This is a genomic window from Planctomycetota bacterium, assembly GCA_035384565.1.
GTDB lineage: Bacteria > Planctomycetota > PUPC01 > DSUN01 > DSUN01 > DAOOIT01.
In genome coordinates, this window is the sequence record DAOOIT010000046.1 from 1 (window position 1) to 22,437 (window position 22,437).

Annotated in this window: 13 protein-coding genes; 10 read left to right on the top strand and 3 right to left on the bottom strand. The window is 70.0% G+C overall.

The features are described from left to right. The 10 genes from carB to PLE19_16400 all read left to right on the top strand — a co-directional run. The coding region (gene carB / locus PLE19_16355) for a carbamoyl-phosphate synthase large subunit (GenBank protein HPD16526.1) at positions 1-1,529 on the top strand (1,529 nt) is incomplete at its 5' end. A gap of 141 nt (positions 1,530-1,670) precedes the next feature. Continuing rightward, a complete protein-coding gene (locus PLE19_16360) occupies positions 1,671-3,275 on the top strand; it encodes a CTP synthase (protein ID HPD16527.1) in 1,605 nt (534 codons plus the stop codon). 278 nt (positions 3,276-3,553) lie between these two features. Further along, positions 3,554-4,825 (top strand): prolyl oligopeptidase family serine peptidase, encoded by a 1,272-nt coding sequence (locus PLE19_16365; protein ID HPD16528.1) that lies wholly within the window; start codon positions 3,554-3,556, stop codon positions 4,823-4,825. Beyond that, a complete protein-coding gene (locus PLE19_16370) occupies positions 4,822-5,940 on the top strand; it encodes a metallophosphoesterase (GenBank protein ID HPD16529.1) in 1,119 nt (372 codons plus the stop codon). The genes PLE19_16365 and PLE19_16370 overlap by 4 nt, the downstream gene beginning before the upstream one ends. Positions 5,941-6,128: 188 nt before the next feature. Then, complete coding sequence (locus PLE19_16375; protein ID HPD16530.1) at positions 6,129-7,868, top strand: FAD-dependent oxidoreductase; 1,740 nt, start codon at positions 6,129-6,131, stop codon at positions 7,866-7,868. A gap of 838 nt (positions 7,869-8,706) precedes the next feature. After that, positions 8,707-10,626: a C45 family autoproteolytic acyltransferase/hydrolase gene (locus tag PLE19_16380; protein HPD16531.1), complete on the top strand. Its 1,920-nt coding sequence runs from the start codon at positions 8,707-8,709 to the stop codon at positions 10,624-10,626. A gap of 170 nt (positions 10,627-10,796) precedes the next feature. After that, positions 10,797-13,229, top strand: a complete 2,433-nt coding sequence (locus tag PLE19_16385) for a tetratricopeptide repeat protein (GenBank protein ID HPD16532.1) — start codon at positions 10,797-10,799, stop codon at positions 13,227-13,229. 24 nt (positions 13,230-13,253) lie between these two features. Further along, complete coding sequence (locus tag PLE19_16390; protein ID HPD16533.1) at positions 13,254-14,081, top strand: hypothetical protein; 828 nt, start codon at positions 13,254-13,256, stop codon at positions 14,079-14,081. Positions 14,082-14,143: 62 nt separating this feature from the next. Then, entirely contained in the window at positions 14,144-14,986 is an 843-nt protein-coding gene (locus PLE19_16395; GenBank protein ID HPD16534.1) for an ATP-binding protein, read from the top strand. 93 nt (positions 14,987-15,079) lie between these two features. After that, positions 15,080-17,506: a hypothetical protein gene (locus tag PLE19_16400; protein ID HPD16535.1), complete on the top strand. Its 2,427-nt coding sequence runs from the start codon at positions 15,080-15,082 to the stop codon at positions 17,504-17,506. Between the two features lie 593 nt (positions 17,507-18,099). On the opposite strand, the gene PLE19_16405 is transcribed toward PLE19_16400, so the two are convergent. The 3 genes from PLE19_16405 to PLE19_16415 form a co-directional block, all read right to left on the bottom strand. Continuing rightward, complete coding sequence (locus PLE19_16405) at positions 18,100-18,903, bottom strand: glucose 1-dehydrogenase (protein HPD16536.1); 804 nt, start codon at positions 18,901-18,903, stop codon at positions 18,100-18,102. Positions 18,904-19,831: 928 nt separating this feature from the next. Beyond that, positions 19,832-21,229 (bottom strand): Mur ligase domain-containing protein, encoded by a 1,398-nt coding sequence (locus tag PLE19_16410; GenBank protein ID HPD16537.1) that lies wholly within the window; start codon positions 21,227-21,229, stop codon positions 19,832-19,834. After that, on the bottom strand, positions 21,226-22,344 hold the full coding sequence (locus PLE19_16415) for a PDDEXK nuclease domain-containing protein (GenBank protein HPD16538.1): 1,119 nt from the start codon (positions 22,342-22,344) through the stop codon (positions 21,226-21,228). The genes PLE19_16410 and PLE19_16415 overlap by 4 nt, the downstream gene beginning before the upstream one ends. Positions 22,345-22,437: the final 93 nt, after the last annotated feature.

The window sequence follows — 22,437 nt, forward strand, 5'->3', positions numbered from 1 at the left end:
GCGGCCCCAACCGCATCGGCCAGGGCATCGAGTTCGACTACTGCTGCGTCCACGCCGTCTTCGCCGCCCAGGAGCTGGGCTACGAAGCCCTCATGGTCAACTCCAACCCCGAAACCGTCTCGACCGACTACGACACGGCCGACAAGCTCTACTTCGAGCCGGTGACGCTGGAGAACGTGCTGAACGTGGTCGAGACGGAGAAGCCCATCGGCGTCGTCGTCCAACTCGGCGGGCAGACACCGCTGAGCCTGGCCGTGCCGCTGGAGCGGGCCGGGGTGCCGATCCTGGGCACGCCGCCCGACCAGATTGACCGCGCCGAGGACCGCCAGCGGTTCGCCGCCGCCCTCGACCACCTCGGCTTCCGCCAGCCCGCCAACCGCTCGGTCCTCTCGCTCGACGAAGCCCGCGTCGCCGCCGACGAGCTGGGCTATCCCGTCCTCGTCCGCCCCTCCTATGTGCTCGGCGGCCGGGCGATGGAGATCGTGCTGAACCCCGGCGAACTCGAGCGCTTCGTGCTCCGCGCCTTCGAGGCCGCGCCCGACTTCCCCGTGCTGGTGGACAAGTTCCTCGACAACGCCATCGAGGTGGACGTGGACGCCGTGTCGGACGGCACCGACGTCTACATCGGCGGCCTGATGGAGCACATTGAGGAGGCCGGCGTGCACTCGGGCGACAGCTCGTGCGTGCTGCCCCCCCACACGCTGCCTTGGCACATCCTGGACGAGATCCGCCGCGAGACCATCGCCCTGGCCCTCGAGTTCCGCGTGCGGGGCCTCCTCAACGTGCAGTTCGCCGTGCAGGATGGCAAGGTGTTCATCCTCGAGGTGAACCCCCGCGCCTCGCGCACCGTGCCCTTCGTGAGCAAGGCCACCAACGTGCCGCTCGCCAAGGTGGCCACCAAGGTGATGCTGGGCAAGACCCTGGCCGAACTGGGCATCCGCGGCGACCCGCCCCGGTTCGGCGTGGCCGTGAAGGCGCCCGTGTACCCGTTCAACCGCTTCCCCGGCGTGGACGCCGTGCTCGGCCCCGAGATGAAGTCCACCGGCGAGGTCATGGGCATCGCCGACTCGTTCGGCGTCGCGTTCGCCAAGGCCGAAAGCGCCGCCGGCACCGAGTTGCCCCTCCAGGGCACGGTCTTCCTCAGCGTGCGCGACCAGGACAAGCCGATCATCGTGGGCATCGCCGGCCGCTTCCACAAGATGGGCTTCCAGCTCATCGCCACGGGCGGCACGTGCCGCGCCCTCCAGGGCGTCGGCCTCCCCGCCCAGCACATCCTCAAGGTCAGCGAGGGCCGGCCCAACGTGGTGGACTGGATGAAGAACCGGGCCGTGCATCTGATCATCAACACGCCGAGCGGCAAGACGCCGCGGCACGACGAGGTCTCCATCCGCACCACGGCGGTGCTGCGCGGCGTGCCGCTCATCACCACCGTGCCCGGCGCCGCGGCCGCCGCCAGCGCCATCGAAGCCCTTCGCGCCGGAGCCTTTGGCGTCCGGCCGCTGCAAAGCTGGCATGGAACGAGGAGTTGATGTGTGAAACGTGATCCGTGAGAAGCCACGCCGCAGTGTGTCGGTTCCTCTTCCCTCTCACGCATCACGGGTCAAGTCCACGGATTGGCAGGCGAAACCGATCGAAGCAAGACCACCTGTTCCTTACGGGAGTTCGCGATAATGGCCAAACACATCTTCGTGACCGGCGGGGTCGTCTCCAGCCTCGGCAAGGGCCTCACCTCGGCCGCACTCGGCCTCGTGCTCGAACGCCGCGGCCTGCGAGTGGCCATCCAGAAGTTCGACCCCTACATCAACGTGGACCCCGGCACCATGAGCCCGTACCAGCATGGCGAGGTCTACGTGACGCCCGACGGGGCCGAGACCGACCTCGACCTCGGCCACTACGAGCGGTTCACCAGCTCGCCCATCTGCCGCCTGTCGAACTTCACCACCGGCTCCATCTACAAGAGCATCATTGACAAGGAGCGCCGCGGCGACTACCTGGGCAAGACCGTGCAGGTCGTGCCCCACGTCACCGACGAGATCAAGGGCGCCGTCCGCCAGATCGCCACCCGCGACGTGGACCTGGTGATCACCGAGATCGGCGGCACCGTGGGCGACATCGAGGGCCTGCCCTTCCTCGAGGCGATCCGACAGTTCCGCCTCGACGTCGGGCGCGAGAACGTCCTCTACGTTCACCTCACCCTTATCCCCTACCTGCGCGCCGCCGGCGAGATCAAGACCAAGCCCACCCAGCACTCGGTCAACAAGCTCCGCGAGATCGGCATCCAGCCCGACATCCTGATCTGCCGCAGCGAGCGGCCGCTGGGCGACGACGTGCGCGCCAAGATCGCCCTCTTCTGCAATGTCGAGAAAGAGGCCGTCTATGAAGAGCTGGACCTCGAGGCGAGCTACCTCGTCTACGAGCTGCCGCTGGTGTTCGCCCGCCAGGGCCTCGACGAGATGATCATCCGCAAGCTGGGCCTGAACTGCGGCGAGGCCCGGCTCGACGACTGGGCGAGGATGGTCGAAACCCTCCGCAAGCCCGCCAGGTCCGTCGAGATCGCCGTCGTCGGCAAGTACATCCAGCTCAAGGACGCCTACAAGAGCATCTACGAGGCCCTCACCCACGCCGGCATCGCCAACGACGCCCGCGTGAACGTGCGCATGGTCGAGTCCGAGGACGTCGAGCACCAGGGGGCCGAGGCGGCCCTGGGCGGCGTGGGGGGCGTGCTCGTGCCCGGCGGCTTCGGCTACCGCGGCATCGAGGGCAAGGTCGCCGCCATCCGCTACGCCCGCGAGGCCAAGGTCCCCTTCTTCGGCATCTGCCTGGGCATGCAGTGCGCCGTCATCGAGTTCGCCCGCACGGTGTGCAGCTACGCCGGCGCCAACTCCACCGAGTTCGACCCCAAGACCAAGCATCCCGTGATTGACCTCATGGAGCAGCAGAAGCGCGTGGCCGGCCTGGGCGGCACCATGCGGCTCGGCTCGTACCCCTGCGAACTGCTGCCCGACACCAGGGCCCACGCCGCCTACGGTGCCGCCACGGTCTGCGAGCGGCATCGCCACCGCTACGAGTTCAACAACGCCTACCGCGAGAAAATGCGCCGCAAAGGCATGGTCTTCAGCGGCGTGAGCCCCGACGGCGCCCTCGTCGAGATCATCGAAGTCCACGACCACCCCTGGTTCGTCGCCGTCCAGTTCCACCCCGAGTTCCAATCCAAGCCCCTCCGCCCGCATCCGCTGTTCCGCGACTTCGTGGCGCATGCCTTGGCGCAGCGATAGCGCCCCGGCTGCCTTGCATCACGTCCCCTGGTCGCCAGGCTCTGAGCCTGTGATGGGGCCAGACGGACTCACACGGACTCACACGGACAGGCACGGACGGGCACGGATGCGGAGCGTCCCCATCGCCGCCCCCATGCGGAGCGTGGGGCGAGGGAGATTCCTGCCCGCGCCCCGTCTCGCGCCGCAGTTGCAGGCGTGGCCAATTGGTGGTAGAGTCCCGCCGTTCGCCGTTGCCGGCTCGTCTCGAACCCGTTCCGCCATTCGCCAAGGGAACTGACATGCGCCTCGCCATCCATTGCCTCGCCATGACCCTTGCGGTCGGCCTGGTGTGCGGCTGCGCCCGCCTGAGCCCCTCGCCCGACGCCCTTCGCCGGCGGCAGCAGGCATTCGAGCGCGCCGAGCTGGCCTTCCGCCCGTGCGTGTTCAGCGGCGAGCAGTTCCCCAAGGTGGCCTTCGACGACCCGGCGCGGGTGGAAGAGCTGATCGGCCCCTACACGCTGAACGCCCGGTTCTTCGACGCCAACCTCCAGGAGGTCACGAAGGCCGAAACGCCGGGCCGCTACGGCGCCATCGTGGAGATTCGCCCGAAAGCCGGCCCGGTGTCGAAACGCTTCTTCACCCTCTTCCGCGCGCCGGGCGGCGTGAACTGGCGGCGGGCCCGAATCCCCGTCGCCGCCGAGTTCCCTACCGGCCTGGGCTTTGACCCCGCGGCCGCGCGCGAGCGGTCGCGCGCCGTGGGCGAGTTCTTCGCGCGCGCCCTGCGCCATAGCCTCGACCACTCTTCCGACGCCGCCGTCCTGCTCGCCGGCCTCTCCGACACGCCGCCCGGCACGCCCGACACCGAGCGCAACGGCCCCTGGGCCGCCGATGCCCGCTGGTGGCACGAGCTCAAGCGGCACACGGGCGACCTCGTGCCGCTGAAGTACCTCGTCCACTTGCCGCCCGGCGCCGCCGCCGACCCGTCGAAGCGCTGGCCCACCATCCTGTTCCTCCACGGCGCCGGCGAGCGCGGCGACAACCTCAAGCTCGTCGAGGTCCACGGCCCGCCCAAGCTCGTCAAGACCCGCCCCGACTTCCCCTTCATCGTCCTCTCGCCCCAATGCCCCGCCGGCGCCTGGTGGAGCCTGCCCGCGCTCGAGGACCTGTTGAACGAGGCCATCGCGAAATACCCCGTGGACCCCGATCGCATCTACCTCACGGGCCTGAGCATGGGCGGCTTCGGCAGTTGGGCGCTCGCCATCCAATGCCCCGAGCGCTTCGCGGCCGTCGCGCCCATCTGCGGCGGCGGCGACCCGCTCGATGTCGAACGCATCAAGGACCTGCCCGTCTGGGTGTTCCACGGCGCCAAGGACACCGCGGTGCCGCTGGAACTCAGCCAGGCCATGGTGGAGGCGCTGCGCAAGGTCGGCGGTCGCGTGCGCTTCACAGTCTATCCCGAGGCCGGGCACGACTCGTGGACGGCCGCCTACGCGAACGACGAACTCTATGCCTGGCTCCTCCAGCAGCGCCGCGGCCAGCCGCAGGAGCCGAAGTCCCAGGAAGGCCGATGAACGCATTCGTGCTCCTCGTGCTGGCCGCCTACGTGGCCATGCAACTGCTCATCTACTGGCGGCTGCGGCGCGCGTTGCCCGCGGGCAGGGCAGGACGGGCCGCCGTGGTGGGGTGGTTCGCGCTCATGGGCGCGGCGCTCTTCCTGGCGCGGCCCTTCGAGAGCCTCGGCTGGCATGTCGCGGCGAACGCGGCCGGCGTGGCCGGCCACTGGTGGGTCGTGGCCTCGATGTGGGTGATCCTGTTCGGCGTGGCGTGCGAAGTCTGGAACCTCGTCCCCCGATGCCTGCCGCCGCTCCGACGTCTGCGCATCCGCCTCCGCGTGCAGGCCGTCGCCGCCGCCGCGATGGTGGCGGGGCTCACCGCCTGGGGCGTCGTCGAGATGCACGCCGTGCGCATCGAGACGCTCGCCGTACCCACGGCGCGCCTGCCGGCCGGCTCGCGCCCGATCCGCGTCGTGCAGTTCTCCGATCTGCACCTCAACTCGCTGATGAGCCGCTCCCGCCTCGAGCGCATCCTCGCCGCCATTCGCGAGGCGCGGCCCGACCTGCTGGTTTTCACGGGCGACTTGGCCGACGAGTCGAGCCCCCACGTCGAACGCCTCGCCGTGAGGCTCGCCGCACTCGAGGCCCCCCTCGGCAAGCTCGCGGTCACCGGCAATCACGAGTTCTATCGGGGCCTCGCCCGCACCGCGCCCCTCTTCGACCAGGCGGGCTTCCGCCTGCTGCGCGGCGAGCGGCTGCGCGTAGCCCCCGGCGTGCTCGTGGCGGGGGTGGACGACTATGCGGCCGAGCGCCTCGGCATCGTCGAGGCCGACCAGGAGGACCGCGCGCTCCCGCCGCCCGACCGGGCCGAGTTCGCCATCCTGCTCAAGCACCGCCCACACGTCGAGCCGGGAGCCGCGGGGCGCTTCGACCTTCAGCTCTCAGGGCACACGCACGGAGGCCAGGTGTTCCCCGGCCTGTGGCCGCTGCGCTTCTTCTACCGCTACACGCGCGGCCGCTACGAGTTGGGCGGCGGCGCGGAGCTCTACGTCACCCGGGGCGTCGGCACCTACGGCGTGCCATTGCGCGTCTTCAGCCCGCCCGAGGTCACGGTCATCCTCCTCCAGCCATAGCCCGGTCTTGCAGCCCATTCTGCCACACGCTAGACTCTTGGACCGTGGCCCGCGCGCCGGGAAAGGATGAGAGGATGAATGGATGAATGGATAGACGTGTGTCCGACAATCATCCAATCCTCCATCCATGCAGTCATCCCCCCTCATTGTAGCCAGGGAGCGCTCTTGGGATCACAAGGAGCAGTCAGATGAGAGAACAGTCCCATCGCGTAGACATCTGCGTCGTCGGCGGGGGAATGGCGGGGCTGTGCGCCGCGCTCGCCGCGGCGCGCCACGGCGCCTCCGTCGTCCTCATGCACGACCGCCCCGTCCTCGGCGGCAACGCCTCCAGCGAGTGCCGCGTGCACATCTGCGGCGCCGACCGCCACAACGGCATCAAGAACATGCGCGAGACCGGCATCCTCGAGGAAATCCGCCTCGAAAACCTCGCCCGAAACCCCAACCGCAACTTCTCGGTCTGGGACGCCCTTCTCTACGAGAAGGCCCGCTTCCAGCAGGGCCTCACGCTCCTGCTCAACTGCTCGTGTCACGCCGCCGAAATGGACGGCGACCGCATCGCGAGCGTCACCGGCTGGCAGCTCACCACAGAGACCGCCCACACCGTGCGCGCGGGCATCTACATGGACTGCTCCGGCGACGGCATCCTCGCGCCCCTCTCCGGCGCCGAGCACCGCATCGGCCGCGAGGCCCGCCACGAGTACGGCGAATCCATCGCCCCCGAAATCGCCGACCGTAAGACCATGGGCATGACCTGCCTCTTCCAGTCGCGCGAATACCCCACCCCCCAGCCCTTCACCCCGCCCGACTGGGCCTATCGCTATGACCGCGAAGACGACCTGCCCTACGGCGCCAAAGGCCACCGCTGGTGGACCATGGGCTACTGGTGGGTCGAGCTGGGCGGCGACATTGACTCGATTCACGACACCGAGATGCTGCGCGACGAGCTGCTCAAGACCGCCCTCGGCGTGTGGGACCACATCAAGAACCGCGGCGACCACGGCGCCGACCACTGGGCGCTCGAATGGCTCCAGTTCCTCCCCGCCAAGCGCGAGAGCCGCCGCTACCTCGGCCGCCACGTGCTCACCCAGGGCGACATCGAGAGCGGCGGCCGCTTCCCCGACACCGTGGCCTACGGCGGCTGGAGCATGGACGACCATCACCCCGCCGGCTTCCGCGCCGCGCGCCTCGGCGCGCCCGCCACCATCTTCCACCACGCCCCCTCGCCCTACGGCATCCCCTACGGCTGCCTCGTCTCGGCCAACGTCGCCAACCTCATGTTCGCCGGCCGCAACGCCTCCTGCACCCACGCCGCCATGAGCTCCACCCGTGTCATGGGCACCGGCTGCTCGATGGGCCAGGCCGCCGGCACCGCCGCCGCCCTCGCCGTCCGCCTCGGCACCGAGCCCGCCGGCGTCGCCCACCACATCGGCATCCTCCAGCAGCTCCTCCTGCGCGACGACGCCTACCTCCCCGGCGTCTCCCAGCGCTTCGGCCCGTTGACGACGCAGGCGAAGCTCTCCGCCTCCCAGGGCGACCCCGCGCCCCTTCGCGACGGCATCAACCGCCCCGTCGGCGACGAGACGCACCGCTGGCCCTGCCGCCCGGGCGACTGGGTGACCCTTGAGCTTCGCGCACCCGCCCACATCGAATCAGCCACGCTCATCCTCGACAGCGCCCTCCACCGCAACATCCAGATGAGCTACCACCAGCGCGACGACCAGCTCACCCGCCTCCCCGACGAACTGCCCCGCGCCTTCCGCCTCGAAGGCCGCCACGAGGGCCTCTGGGCCCCCCTGTTCGAGACTGCCGACAACCGCTCCCGTCTCGTCCGCATCCCCATCGGCCGCACCCTCGACGCCGTCCGCTTCACCCTCCTCGCCACCTGGGGCGCCGACGAGACCCACCTCTACGCCTTCTACCTCGACTGAGCCCCTGCCGCCCTACCTGGATCACCCCGCGGCTGCCAGGCAGATGATACAGGTTGCTGGAAGCGTGAGAACCGCCCATTCTCGCCATCCTGCCCCTGCTGTATCACTTTCTCCCACACGCAGGTGATACAGCAAGTCTCGAGTTGCGCGGAAACCCACACGGGACTGCGACTCCGCTGGCTCTGACCGCGAGCAAGGAGCGACGAGGAGGCGACGCAGCGGAGGGCGCCGTTGACGACGAACCACACAGCTCGCGGCCAGCGGAGCAGGCCCCTGCTACCAAGGCCCCGCTCTCTCGGAACTGCGGGAAACTGTGGAGGATCGCGGGTGCGGGCCGGAATTGCAGGTGGCGGCGGGAGTTCCGAAGGAGCGCAATGGGATAACCCAGGCAACGCCCTCATCTTTGCCCACATGGCAGGGCCTCGTAGCCCGCAAACGCGGGCGACCGGGTCGTAGCCCAGGGCGACCGAAGGGAGCCCTGGGACCATCGCATCCTCCCCATCGAAGCCCCCAAAGGGGGCGCCTCTCGTGGGCTGAATCGCCCCCCTTCGGGGGCTCCCTCGGGGGGCCGCCTCTACCCAGGGCTCCCTTCGGTCGCCCTGGGCTACCCTCAAACGCCCCCATTCGGGGGCTAAACCCCAGCCCCCGGAAGATGTGGGCAAAGAGCAGGGGCGTTGCCCTGGGCTATCCCATTCGAGCCCTTCAGGCTCCAGAAAGAACCACCCTGCCTGCAATTCCTGCCCGCACCGGAAGATCGCGGAGCGGTTGACCGCCGGCGCGCGCGGCAGTATACTGGGCAACGACGCACCTACCCTGTGGCACCCGCGGAGACCCAACCTTGAGACGTCGCATGGCCTGGTTCCTGGGCGGACTACTCGTCCTGCTCGCCGCTGGCGCGGCGGGGGAGGCGCCCGCGCCGCCGCTGGCCGCGGCCGACGTGGAGGCGCTCTCGAAGTCCCTGGAGAAGATCGTCGCCATCCTCCAGGGCAAGGTGCCCGCCTACACCGTGACGCTGTCGGGGCGGTACAAGGACGGCCCCCTGGAGCAGACGGGCGAGCTGGCCATCGCGCGCCTCGATGCCGAGCAGTTCCGCCTGGCCCTCAAGAGCGACCTGCTCAGCTTCACCCTCCAGCGCACGACGGAGGAGACGTCGCTCGTCGTGCCCCTGATGAAGGTGGCGGTGGTGGGCAAGGGCCCGCTGCCGGCAGAGTCGGAGCTCCAACCCGCGCGACTCTTCGACCGCGTGGCCGGGCTGTGGCCCGCCGCGCTCACCGCGCTGAGCGTGATGCAGACGGCCGACCCGGGAGCCGTGGCCGTGATCCTCCAGGCCCTGCTCCAGCTCGAGCGGGCGCCCGGCCCGCCGGCGGGGCATTTCGTGGCGAAGCGCGAGCTGAGCGACGGCCGGCTCTCGATCGAGCTGGCCGAAGACGGGAGGGCGATCCGCCAGTTCCTCTGGCGCGACGCCGGGGGCCAGGAGGCGGGCGTGGGCGTGGCCATCGCCGACGAAGCCAAGCTGCCCGCGGCGGCGCCCGCGGCCGACTTCGTGGTGGTGAGCGTGGCGCGCGACGAGCTGGAACGCGCGCTCGGCCGCGGCCTCGGCCGCGCCGCCGAAATCCTCGCCCAGCGCTCGGGCGACAAGCTCAAGGACGACGAGCGCGCGGCCGACCGCGGCAGGCTCCTCATCCGCAACGGGCAGCGCGTCGCCCTGCTCCAGGGCACGCCGCTCGAGATCGGCTACCAGCACGGCAAACTGCTCGCCAAGGAGGCGCGGCGCACCGCCGACTCCGTGCTCTACGTGGCCGGCCTCTACCACACCCTCACCAAACGCACCTGGTTCCTCGACGTGCTGCGGGGCGCCTACACGCGGCTCGAGCCGCATGTGCCGCGCGAATACCTCGACGAGATGCAGGGCCTGGCCAATGGCTCGGGCCTCACGCCTGAAGAGGTGCGGCTGGCGAACATGTTCCCCGAACTGTTCCATTGCTCGGGCTTCGCGCTCTTCGGCAAGGCCACGGCCGGCGGCAAGCTGCTGCACGGCCGCGTGCTCGACTACATGACCGAGCTCGGCTTCCAGCGCGAGGCGGTGGTCTTCATCGTGAAGAAGCGCGACGCCATCCCCTTCGCCAACATCGGCTATGCCGGCTTCATCGGCAGCGTGTCGGGCATGAACGCCGAACAGGTCGCCTTCGGCGAAATGGGCGGCCGAGGCGAGGGCCAGTGGGACGGCACGCCCATGGCGATCCTGATGCGCATGGGCCTCGAACGCGCGAAGACTCTCGCCGACGCCGTCGCCCTCTTCCGCGACACCAGGCGCACATGCGAATACTACTACGTCATCTCGGACGGCAAGGGGCCGAGCGCCATCGGCGTGGGCGCCACGCCCGAGGCCATCGAGTTCGTCCAGCCCGGCGCCGCACACCCCAAGCTGCCCACGCCGCTCGACGACGCGGTGCTGCTCTCGGCCGGCGACCGCTACCAGCACCTCGTCGAGGGCGTGAAGGCGAAGTACGGCCGGCTCGACGTGCAGGCCGCGCTCGACCTGATGAAGCGCCCCGTCGCCATGCGGTCGAACCTCCACAACGTGCTCTTCGTGCCCCAGGACCTCGAGTTCCACGTGGCCAACGCCCGGGGCGCGTCCCCCGCGTGCGACCAGCCCTACGCGCGCCACAGTCTGCGCGAGTGGCTCGACGAGATGGCCCGGCCACTGCCCGAGCGAGGTGGCAAACGCGACAGGAAACGCCGCGACAGCGGGCTGTGACCCTCTTCGTTCGTCCGCGCTCCACAGAGGTCGCGCGGCGCGTGAACACCGCACGGCTCACGGCACGCTGCTGTGCGTTGGACAAGGGTTGCAAACAGGGTGCGCCCTCGCTATAATCGTGCCTCGGCGGGCATCGGCAGAGCTCACCCCCGAGGGCAGGAGCCACCACCTTGGCCGGATTCACGTTCGTCGGCCGGGAAGCGGAACTCGCCGCCTTCCGGCAACTGCTCGAACGCCCCGAGGGCGAGCTGCTGCTGGTGACCGGCCCCGAGGGCTCCGGCAAGTCCCACCTCCTGCGCCAGTTCCGCCACGAGGCCGCCAGCCAGGGCCCCCACATCGTTCAGCACTTCCCCCTCGGGCACCTGCTGGATGCGGACCTGCGGCAATACGCCATCCTCAGCGGGCTGGCGGTTGCGCACGGGGTGCGGGCCTCGCGCAGCGGAGACCGCGAGCTCCCCGGCAGCCTGACGCTGCGCCTGGTGCCGAGTCCGCGCGAGTTCTTCGCCCACCTTCTTGGCGAGGACCGTCGCCCCGTCACGGAGAAGCTGATCGGCCTGCTGGCCGTGGCCTCGGGCAGCCTGCCAGACGGCGCGCGCCTGGTGCTGCTGCTCGACCTGGGCCGCGCCGGCGGCCAGGACGCCTTCCCACTCGACGCGCTGACGCGCCGCCTGCCGCAGGGCGTGAAGGTGGTGGTCGCCACGGCCGAGGCGCCGCAGGGGCTGGAGGGGCAGCCGCGCGTGTCCGTGATCCGCGACCTGCCCGCGTTCGGCATCGCCGAGGTCACGCGACTCCTCGAATTCCACCACCCCCGCGGTGGGGACATGGGCGCGCTGGCCGGGGCGCTGCTCGCTAAGTTCGGCGGCAGTCCGCTGCTCAGCGATGCGGCCGCGAAGCTCATCGCGGGCGCCGGGGACCCGGCCGCGGCCCTGGCCGACCTGCCGACTGCCACGGCGGGCATCTGCCAGCAGCTCCTGGCTCGCCTCAGCCCCCAGGAACGGTCCGTGGTCGAATGCCTCGCCCGCGTGCCGTCGGGCCTCGACACCCCCTCGGTGTGCGCCCTCCTGGGCGCGCAGGCCGCCGAGGTCCAAGACGTGTTCCTCCAGGATGGCACCTGCAATGTCGTGGTGACGCAGCCGACGGCCCGCGGGCCGCACGCCTACGTGTTCCACGAGGCCTTCGCCGACCTGTTCTTCGGCGAGAAGGGGCCCGAGGTCCTGGACTTCCATAAGCGCGCGGCCGCCCACTTCCTGTCCCTCGTGCAGAAGGATTCGCAGGACGTCGAGGCCCTGGGCGCCCACTCGTTCCACATCCGCCTGGCGGCGGACCGGGTGCAGTTCATGCAGGAGTTCCCGCGCACGCTGCGGATCAAGCAGAACCTGGGCCTCCTGCACCTCCTGGCCGGCGAGTACCGGCTGCTGCTGATGTGGGCGCGGGGCGGCGAGGCCCCGATCAACCGCCCCCTGTGCATGGCCAACCTGGCGCGCATCTACCAGCAGCTCAGCCAGCCCGAGGAGGCCCTGCGCTACCACAAGGACGCCTTCGACATCTACCAGCGCGAGCGCGACCAGAGCGGCATGGCCGCGCAGCTCTCCGCCATCGCCTCGGTGCTCTCGGACCTGGGGCACCACGAGGAAGCCATCAAGTCGCTCCAGCAGGCCATGGCGATCAACGAGGCGTCGGGCGGCAAGGCCGCGCTCGCCGCCGACCTGGCCAACCTGGGCGTGTTGCAGGACCGGCTCGGCCGGCCCCGCGAGGCCCTGCTCTCGCACGCGCGCGCCCTCGATGCCTACCGCGAGCTCAAGAACGAGCCCGATGCCGCCGTCCAGCTCACCCACCTGGCCGCCCTGCACCGCAAGCTGGGCGAGCTGAAGGACGCCGTGAGCCGCTACCAGGAGGCGTGGCGCCTCAACAACCGCAACGGCGCCACCCGCGCCGAGGTCGCCTGCCTGTGCCAGCTCGGCCTCGTGTTCGACCAGCTCGGCGACCTCGAGAAGGCCATCACCTGCTACCAGCAGGCGAGCGACCTCGACCGCACCCTGGGCAGCCGGCACGAGGAGGCCGACCACCTGCGCACGCTCGCCGCCATGCACCTCAAGGCGCGCGATCCCGGCGCCGCGCGGCGATGCCTCGAGCAGGCGGTGGCCCTGGCCCATTCGTTCGGTGACCCCGGCAGCGAGGCGGCGGGGCTGCTGGCCCTGGCCCAAGCCGAACGCTCCGCCGGCCGGCCCGCCGACGCGCGCCGCGCGCTCGACCAGGCGGCGGCCCTGGCCGCCCGGCTCGGCGATGCCGACACCCAGGCCCAGGCGCGCGCGGCGATCGAGGAACTCGAACGCACCGCCGCCGAAGCCGCCGAGGAGGCGGCAGAAGAGGAGCTTCTCGGCAGCCCCTCTCCCGCCGAAGCCCCCTCCGACGACGTGTGCCTCGACGACACCGAGGCGGCGAATGCCGCCGACCCTGCCAGCGACGAGACCCTGGCGGTCCTGCGGCACCAGCTCCAGCAGGCGCGCGAGCGCATCACCGAACTCGAGGCCGAGGTGCGGAGACAAGCCGAGCTCGTTCACACCCTCGAGAAGGCCCTGGCCAAAGCCCCGCGCGGCCACTGACCCGAAGGCTCTGGAGTGCTGTCCATGTTCGACTGGCTCTTCGGCAAGAAGAAGACGAAGAAGCAGACGCGGGCCGCGGCGGAACGCAAGCCGGCGCCATCGCCGGGCGCCAAGACGGCGACGCCGCGTGGCCCGGTGCCCGCGGTCACGCCGCGCCCCGAGCCCGTGCGCCGGCCCCCGGCCGACGAACCGCGCTCGCTGCGCACGGCCGACGACGTGCTGGCCGAACTCGACCACTCGCTGGGCAAGCGGCCGGCCGCCGCGCCGGCCCCCGAAGAGGTGCTGGAGATGCCCGTGGACGCCAACCTGGCGCGCCACCTGCTTGCCGAGGGCCCCATCACGCGCGAGTTCATCCAGCAGCAGATCGCCGTGAGCGGCAAGGCGGACAGCTATCTGTGCCGCCTCCTCGGCAAGGTGCGCGCGCCGGCCGAACAGCAGCTCTTTCGCATCCTGGCGGCCGGCTACGACGTGCCCGCCGTGGACCTCAAGCAGTGCCGGGTGCCGCTCTCCGTGGCACGCTCCGTATCGCCCGACCTCGTGCGACGCTACAAGATGATCCCGATCGACCGCGTGGGCGACCTGCTGTGCGTGGCCTTCGCCGGCGAGGTGAACCCCAAGGCGACCGAGGCGGTGCGCCGAGCCACCGGGCTGCGGGTCAAGGCCTTCCGTTGCCCGCCGCAGTACATTGACATCCTTCTGGGCAAGCTGCTGCACGAGGCCGCGGTCTCGCAAGTGGCCCAGGCGGTGCCCATCAGCGAAGCCGAGTACCAGGAGGCCATGCGGCCCGCCGAGGAGCGCTGGGAGAGCATCCACGCGACCGCGGGGCCGCTGCGCGCGCTGCGAATCGCCTGAGACGGGCCTCGCGCGGAAGGCGGCCGCGCGGGCGCCGATGCCGAGCGGAGTAGAAGGGGAAAATGGCCTCTGAAGGTGCCGCGAGCCGCTGCATACTCCTGGCTGTTCCCGGGGGCGATCAGGTTGCACCGATCATCGAGTCAGGCTTCGCCGCCGCCGGCTGGCCGACGCGGTCCATCGAAACCGTCGCCCAGCTCGCCCAGGCGGTGGCCGAGCAGTTGGCCGGCCTGGTGGTCCTCGACATGGCGCTGCCCGGCGCCCGCGAGGCCCTCGAGGCGCTGAAGATGGACCCCGCGACGAACTGGGTCCCCGTGGTCGCGCTCTTCCCGCGCGGAAGCCGTCTGCTGCGGCCCGCGGAACTGCGCGTGCGCGCCGACGTCGAACTCGTGGAGCCGGTGGCGATTCAGCACCTCATCGCCGCCGCCGAAAGCAAGGCCATCCGCTCCACCGAGCCGGTCTCCACCCGCAAAGTCTGCCTGCTCCTGCCGAGCCGCAGGGCCGACCTGGAGCGCTGCGTCCAGATGGCCTCCACGCTCGCCCAGGCCACGGGCCTCGCCGAAGCGGCCCGCACGTCGCTCGTCGCCGCCATCCGCGAGGCCGTGGCCAATGCGATCCAGCACGGCAACCAGGGCGACCCGTCCAAGTACGTGCAGGTCGAGTACCGCCAGAACCCCGCCACCGTGACCATCACCGTGCGCGACCAGGGCGCCGGCTTCGACGCCCAGCGCCTCCTGCGGCAGGCCATCGAGGGCAACGCCGCCGACGCCGCGCGCGACCGCCATCGCCAGGGCGGCAAAGGCGGCCTCGGGCTCCTCATGCTTGTCCGCTGCACCGACCAGGTCCGCTACAATGGCGCCGGCAACATCGTGACGCTCACCAAGTTCCTCCGCGAACGCCCCAGTTGAATTCCCTGCCCGAGACGTGTAGTCTATGGGAGTGTTACGGAACGCCGTCGGCCCCCGTCATCCTGCCGCCCTTGCGCCCGGAGGAGTTGCCTCATGAGAGTCCCACGAGCCCTACTCGCCGCCCTCTGCCTGCTGGCCCCGTCGGCACCCGTCCGCGCCGCCGCCTGCGTGGACCAAGCGATCCAGCAACTCGTCGCGCAACTGGAGGACGGCGCGCCCGAGCAGACGATCAATGGCATCGCCATCTGGCTCTGGCTCGACGACAAGCTGCCCGAGCCCGTGCGCCGCGCCTTCCGCGACGACCTCGAGATCGCCCTCATCAACTCCCCCCGCTTCCAGTACTTCAATCGCGACCGCTTCCGCCAGATCCTGCGCGAGCACCAGATCACCCTCGCCCAGCTCACCGACCCCGCCGCCATGAAGGCCTTCGCCGCCGCCGGCATTGACGGCTTCCTCTCCATCGAGGTGCTCGACACCTCCTTCGCCCATCCCGACTTCAAGGAGCAGGACGCCTATTGCGTGATCCTGGCCAAACTCACCGACGCCAAGACCGCCGCCATCGCGTGGGCCGCCTTCATCGAAGGCGCCAACCCCGTCGCCCTCAAAGCCCTGCTCGGCGACGCCAAGCCCGAGGCGGGCAGCACCCGCTACCGCCAGCTCGCCGCCGCCATCGCCGACAGCCTCAGCAAGACGAACCCTCTGGACCCGCAACCTGCGGCGGCCGCCGGCGCCGACCCCAATCCCGCCGCCCCCGCCGCGGCGGCCGGCGCCAAGCCCAAAGTCATCACCCTCTCCAACCCCACCAAGGACGGCGCCGCCGGCATCGGCATCCAGAACCCCCTGAACGCCCCCTTCGACCTCAAGGCGTTCCAGGACGAACTGCTCGTCGCCCTGGCCAGGACCGGCCACTACGCCTATGTGGACCCCTCGCACATCGCCCGGCTCGTGGCCGCCTGGACCCGCGACAGCGAAGCCACAGCCGCCGCCAACAAGGCGGCGCTCGCCCAGGCCTTCGCCCTCGACGGCTATTTGTTTGGTGAAATCCGCAGCGCCGCCGACCGCTCCATCGAGCTCTCGATCCGCCTCGTCAACCTACGCGACGGCTCCGAGGCCTGGGCCGGCAAGTTCACCGGCACCGATACCTACCTCCACATCGAGCCCAAGCCCCTGCCCGAGCCGCCGGTCCCGCGCGACGAGCCCAAGGCGCCCGTGCCCCTGACCCTCGAAGAGATCGAGCGGCCCCTCAAGCCGCCCATCCCGCAGCCCGACCTGGTCGCACTGCCCGAGATCCCCACCCCGCCCCAGCTCCCCAACCCACTGGCCGTGCTGTTCTACGGCGTCGCCGGCCTGCCCCGCGACGCCGTGGACGGCGTCTTCATCACCCTCGACCGCGTGCCGCTGCTCGGCGCGCCCACCACGGCCCTCTACCGCGGCACCGGCCTCGCCTGGCTCTGCCGCCTCGGGGCCCACGAGCACTTCGTCGAGGACATTGCCACCGGCCGCGCCCTCACCCAAGGCCAGCTCGCCTCGGCCGACCCGTTCCCCACCTTCTTCCCGCTCATCACCTCCGCACGCAGCAACCCCAGGGGCGGGTCGAACTACATCCTTCAGCTCTCGCTCGGCACCCTCAGCATCTTCGACCTGCTCGACGCCACCTACTCGACCCTCGACCGCATGCCGCTCGTGGGCGCCGTGGCCACCCCCGTCACCCTCCCGCTCAACTACGCCTGGCGTTCGGTGCCCGACGACCGCGACACCTATCGCGCCCAGATCGCCCCCGCATCCCCGCGGGGCCTTCTGACCTTCGGCTCGCTCTCCACCGCCCAGCCCTGGTCGCTCTTTCCCAACGCGCGCTCGTGGCCCTTCACCTTCGCCACCCCGTGGGCCAAGGCCAGCACCTACCGCGCCTACGCCCAGCGCTACGACGAGGCCGCCAAGGCCAACGAGAAACTGCTCGCCGAATGGGTCGCCCAGGAGGAGGCCCGCAGGAAGTACAACGACGAGGCCCTCGCCACCCTGCGCCAACGCAACGCCGACCTCCAGCGCCGCTACCAGCAGCAGCTCGACAACATCCGCCGCGACAACGAGGCCGACGTCCAGCGCTATAACAACGACCGGCGCGCTGCCGAGGAGCATAACCTGCGGGCCAAGACCCTCAACGCCATCGCCGAGGTCGTCCTCGACCTGCCCGGCGCGCTCGTTCCCAAGCCGCCGCGGCCCGCCATCCCGCGCAAGCCGCGCCCGTTGCCCCGAGTGCCTGTGGCGCCTCCCGCGGCGCCTCCCGCGACGCCCCCCGCTGTTGGCCCCGCGCCGGCACCAGCGCCTGCCCCCGCGCCGGCGCCTGCCCCAGTTCCGGCTCCCAAGCCTCGGCCCGTGCGTCCAGCCCCCAAGGACCCGGCCGAGCCAGAGGACCCCGGCGTCGCCCCAAAGGCTCCGGCCCCCAAGGCCCTGCCGGCCCCCCCTGTGCCCGCTCCCGCGCCGGCTCCCAAGGACCTTGTGCCCGCGCCCAAGGCCGGATGAGCACGGGCATCCAGGTCATCTTTCCCCGCAGAAGCGCCCTGGCGCCGCCTGTCCCTTATGTCCCTTCGGCCCCTCGGATCCATCGCTCCTCGGGCGCAAGCCAACCGCACAGAGACCCAGCGGGTCCAGGGGGCTCAAGGGACGAGCAGACACCGGCAAGGGAGCAATGAGCAGTCGGGGCGCAATCCGCGATCCGCAGTTCGCCATCCGAAATCCGGCTCGCCTGGGTTTGGCGATCCTGACGTGGCCGCCGTTGGGGAGCATGGGCAGGGTGTGCCGCGTCGGTGGGCATCACTCCATAGCCCTATATGCCGCAACGCTTTACATTCCCCAGGCATTCCCCCCGCATGCTGGCTCATCCCGCAGATGAGCCAGCATGGCCGGAGCCGCGAGAATCGCCCATTCTCGCCCATCTACCCATGCTGTATCACTCTCCCCCTCACAGGGTTGATACAGCATGGGCGGGCTGCGTCCGCCGACCACCCGGCAGAGCCCTCCCGAGGAACCGCCAGGTCCGGCAGGAGCAGGCATGCCCACACCCTGCCCCAGGCCAGCCGAGCCAGGTGCGCCAAGCCCCGAACAGCCCGAAATCCCTACGCCCTCATCTCCTGCCCGCCGTCCACGAGCAGCGAGACGCCCGTGATGTACGAAGCGAGGTTTGAGGCGAGGAAGAGCACCGCGTTGGCGATGTCCTGCGGCTCGCACGAGCGGCCGAGCGGCACGAGCGAGTCGTAGTGGGCGCGCACCTGGTCGGGCCGGATGCCCAGCTTGGCCGCCTGTTTGGCGATGAACTCCTCGTTCCAGATGGCGCTGCCCTCGAAGACGTTGCCCGGGAGGATGGAGCAGCAGCGGATGCCCTGCTTGGCGTATTCGCGCGCCCACGACTGGGCGAGGCCGATGACGCCGAACTTGGTGGCGCAGTAGTGGGAGAGCTCGGCCGAGCCGCGCACGCCGCTCTTCGAGCTGATGTTGATGACGACGCCCCCCTTGCCCTGCTTGAGCATCTGGGCGATGGCCGCCTTGCCGCACCACATGGTGCCCGTGAGGTTCACCGCGATCATGCGGTCCCAGTCGCGCGCCGTCATGTTCACGAGTTTCACGGGATACGACAGGCCGGCATTATTCACCAGGATGTCCACGCTGCCGAAGCGAGCCACGGCCGCAGCCACCATGGCGTTCACCTGGTCTTCCTTCGAGATGTCCACCTGCACCGCGAGGGCGCCGGCGGGCGGGAACTCCTTCTCGATCTCAGCGGCGGTCTGCTGGGCGAGGTCGAGCTTGATATCGGCGATCACCACGTTGGCGCCCGCTTGAGCGAGGGTGCGGGCGATGGTGCGGCCAATGCCGCCGCCGCTGCCGGTCACGATGGCCGTCCTTCCGGTGAAGCTGATGTTCACGTCTCGTCCTTTCGCATAGGGTTCTGGAGGGCCCCACATGAGGCCCCATCATTGTATCCAACGTGGCCGAGACGGGTCAAGCAGCGAAGCGAGGCCAAGGTGTGGGCCGGAATCGTAGGCAGGGTGGTTCTCTCTGGAGCCTGAAGGGCTCGCATGGGATAGCCCAGGGCGTTGCCCTGACTCTTGCCCGCATCTTGCAGGGGCTGGTGTTTAGCCCCCGAAGGGGGGCGTTTGAGCCGTAGCCCAGGGCGACCAAAGGGAGCCCTGGGTAGAGGCAGCCCGACGGGGGAGCCCCCGAAAGGGGGCGATTCAAGGCCTGAAACACCCCCTTCGGGGGCTTGGACGGACAGGGACGCCCGGCGGTCCCAGGGCTCCTTCGGTCGCCCTGGGCTACGGCCCGGTCGCTCGCGTTCGCGGGCGGAGTAGTAGAAGCGGAGTTGGGACCGGAGCTTCCCGCCCGCCGTCTTTGGTCATCAGGGTTCCGCGATCTCGTACCGCCGAAGCGAGGCGCCCTGAGCCGCCTGTGGGACGGGCAAAGGCCTTGCATACTTGAACAACTATGCAAGACCTGCCGCCGCCTATTGGCTGCCACCACGCCTTCTCGCTGCCCGGGTCCCCTGGTCCCTTGTCCCTCGGCCATCGCGCAGCCATGCGAGGCACGTGGTGCTCTCGCCCGCCCGCGGCAGCAAATTGCATACTTGAACAACTATGCAATCCATGCGCCTACCCACAAGACGGCCCGAACTCACTCAACTGCAACCTTGGCGCGCCACAGGGCCGAGCATCTTCTGTTCGCTGAGGAGGGCCCCTGCCCTGAGTCCTCGGGGCCACGTGCCCACATGCAGTCGGAGCAAGATGCGCGATGCCCGTGAGACGACACAGGCGCCACGGCGATTCGGTCTCAGGATTCCCGAGTTGCGAAGCGCCTTCATTTCGCCGGGGATCTTCGCCCCTCGCTCGCGATGGCCTCGACCAGGCGGCGGGCCATGGCGGGCAGGCCGGGGTCGCGGGCGCCCATGCTGAGCACGACGTCGCCAGGGCGGGCGCAGGCGGCGACGCGGCACACCAGGTCGTCGGCGTCGGCGGCAAGCTCGATGGGCACACCCTCGCGCGCGAGGTCGGCGGCGAGGGCGTCGGAGGTGACCGTGCCCGCGGCTGTGCCGCCGGCATAGTACACGGGCAGGAGGTAGAGGCGCTCGCACGTCGCGCCCATCTCGGTGAACAAGGTCCTGAGGTCGTCGTACATCTTGGCGAGCGGCCCGAAGCCATGGGGCCGCCAGGCGGCGAGCACGCGGCCGTAGTGGGGCGCCACAGCCTGCCAGGCGGCGCGGATCTTCGCGGGATTGTGCGCGTAATCGTCAATCACCGTCACGCCACCGGCCGTGCCGGCCACGTCGAGTCGCCGGCGTATGCCGCGGAACTTCGCCAGCGCCGCGGCGATACGGTCGAGCGGGTGGCCCAGCCGTTCGCACAGGAGGACGGCCTGGAGGGCGTTCTCGGCGTTGTGCGCGCCGAGAAGGGGCACGCAGAACTCCTGGCCGCCATAGGCGAAGCGCGAGCCGGTGGCAGAGAGCTCGAGAGACGGGATGATTGGAGGAATGGATGAGTGGATGAGTGACAGACCGGTCTTGCCTTCATCCATCCATCCACCCATCCATTCATCCGCTTCCTTCTTCGGCACGACCAGCCCCTTCTTCACCTTCGCCGCAAAGGCCGCGAAGAGCCTCCGCGTCTCATCGAGCGCGAAGTGGTCGGCCGAGATGTTCGTGAGGATCGCCCAGTCGGGCGCGAAGTTCAGGCACGAGCGGTCGCTCTCGTCGGCCTCGATCACCCAGCGGCTCGAGCGGCCGGCGCGCACGTTGCCGATCGCCGTGTCAGTCTCCCAGTTCACCACCACGCCGCCGTTGACGACGGTGGGGTCGTCGCCGAGCTGTTCGAGCAGGAAGCCGACCATGCCGGTCACGGTGGTCTTGCCGCTGGTGCCGGTGACGGCGATGACCTCTTTGCCCTCGCACAGGCGCGCGAGCATCGCGGAGCGGTGGACGACGGGCACGCGGAGGCGGGCGGCGGCCGCGAGGTCGGCGTTGTCGGCCTCGATGGCCGTGCTGGCCACGACGGCGGCCGTGTCGGGCGTCACGCCCGAACCGTCCTGCGGCACCAGGCGCACGCCGGCCCGCCGCAGCTTGGGCAGCACTTCGACGTCCTGCCCCGAGTCGAGATACCGGTCCGAGCCGCTCACCTGCCACCCTGCGGCGAGCAGGGCCTGGGCGAGGGGGTTCATCCCCACGCCCGCCACGCCGACGAGGTGCGCGTGGGGAGTGCTCACGCCTTCTCCCCCGTTTTCCCCGCCAATCGCTTCGGCAGGCACCGCGCGGCCAGCGCGGCGCGGGCGTTGCGGAGGGCTTCGTGGAGCTTGCGCTCAAGGAGTCCGCGGGGCGGGAGTTCGGTGAGGTACTCGGCGATGCGGATGCCGCTGGGGGCGAGTTGGAGCAGTTCGACGTGCTCAGCGGTCTTGCCAGCGCACAGGATGAGGCCGATGGGCGGCTCCTCGCCCGGCTGACGCTCGTAGCGGTCGAGCCAGCGGAGGTACAGCTCCATCTGCCCCTTGTGCTCGGCCTGGAAGCGGTCGAGCTTGAGGTCAATTGCCACGAGCCGCCGCAGCGTGCGGTGGTAGAACAGCAGGTCGAGGTAGTAGTCGCGGTGGTCTACCGAGATGCGCTTCTGGCGGGCGGCGAACGTGAAGCCGACGCCCATCTCCAGGATGAAGCTCTCCAGCTCGCGGAGAATCGCCGATTCGACGTCCTTCTCGCCGTAGCTGTCCTTCAGGCCGAGGAAGTCGAGGATGTAGGGATCGCGGAACACCAGGTCGGGCGTCAGCTTGTCCGCGTCGCGCAGCGCGGCCAGTTCGCGCTTCACCACCTCTTCGGGCCTCTTCGCGAGCGCCGTGCGCTCGAAGAGCATCGTGCCGATCTTCCGCTGGAGCGTGCGGGTGCTCCAGCGCTCGATGCGGCACATCTCGGCGTAGAAGTCGCGCTTGAGCGGGTCGTCGAGGTAGATAATCTGTTTGAAGTGGGTCCAGCTCAATTGTCTCCGCAGCGCGGAGACAATCCTCTCGTCGGGGAATGCCTCAGCGAACCGAACCATGTGATGTAAAGACTTTGCGCTGAAGCCAGAGCCATACTCAGCCACCAATTGTCTCGACAGCGCGGAGACAATCTGCTCACCGTAGCCCGCTCGCCTCTCCCTCAATATGTCCTGGCGAATCCGAGCGCCGATGCTCCAGTAGAGCGTGACCAGCCCGGCATTGACCGCTCGGGCCGTGCGCTCGCGGGCGGATTCGATGAGGGAGCGGATGTCGCCGAGGAGCTGCTGCCCCGTGGGGGCGGCGGCTTTGGTCTTACCGAGAACCTTCGAGCGGTGAGACCGGGGTGTCTTGGCCATGCATTCTCCTCCTCGCCAGCAGTATATCGGCGGCGGGAGCGGATGCAAGCGGCACTGGCGGTTGAAACGGGCGGGGCTTTGGGCCATAGTGAG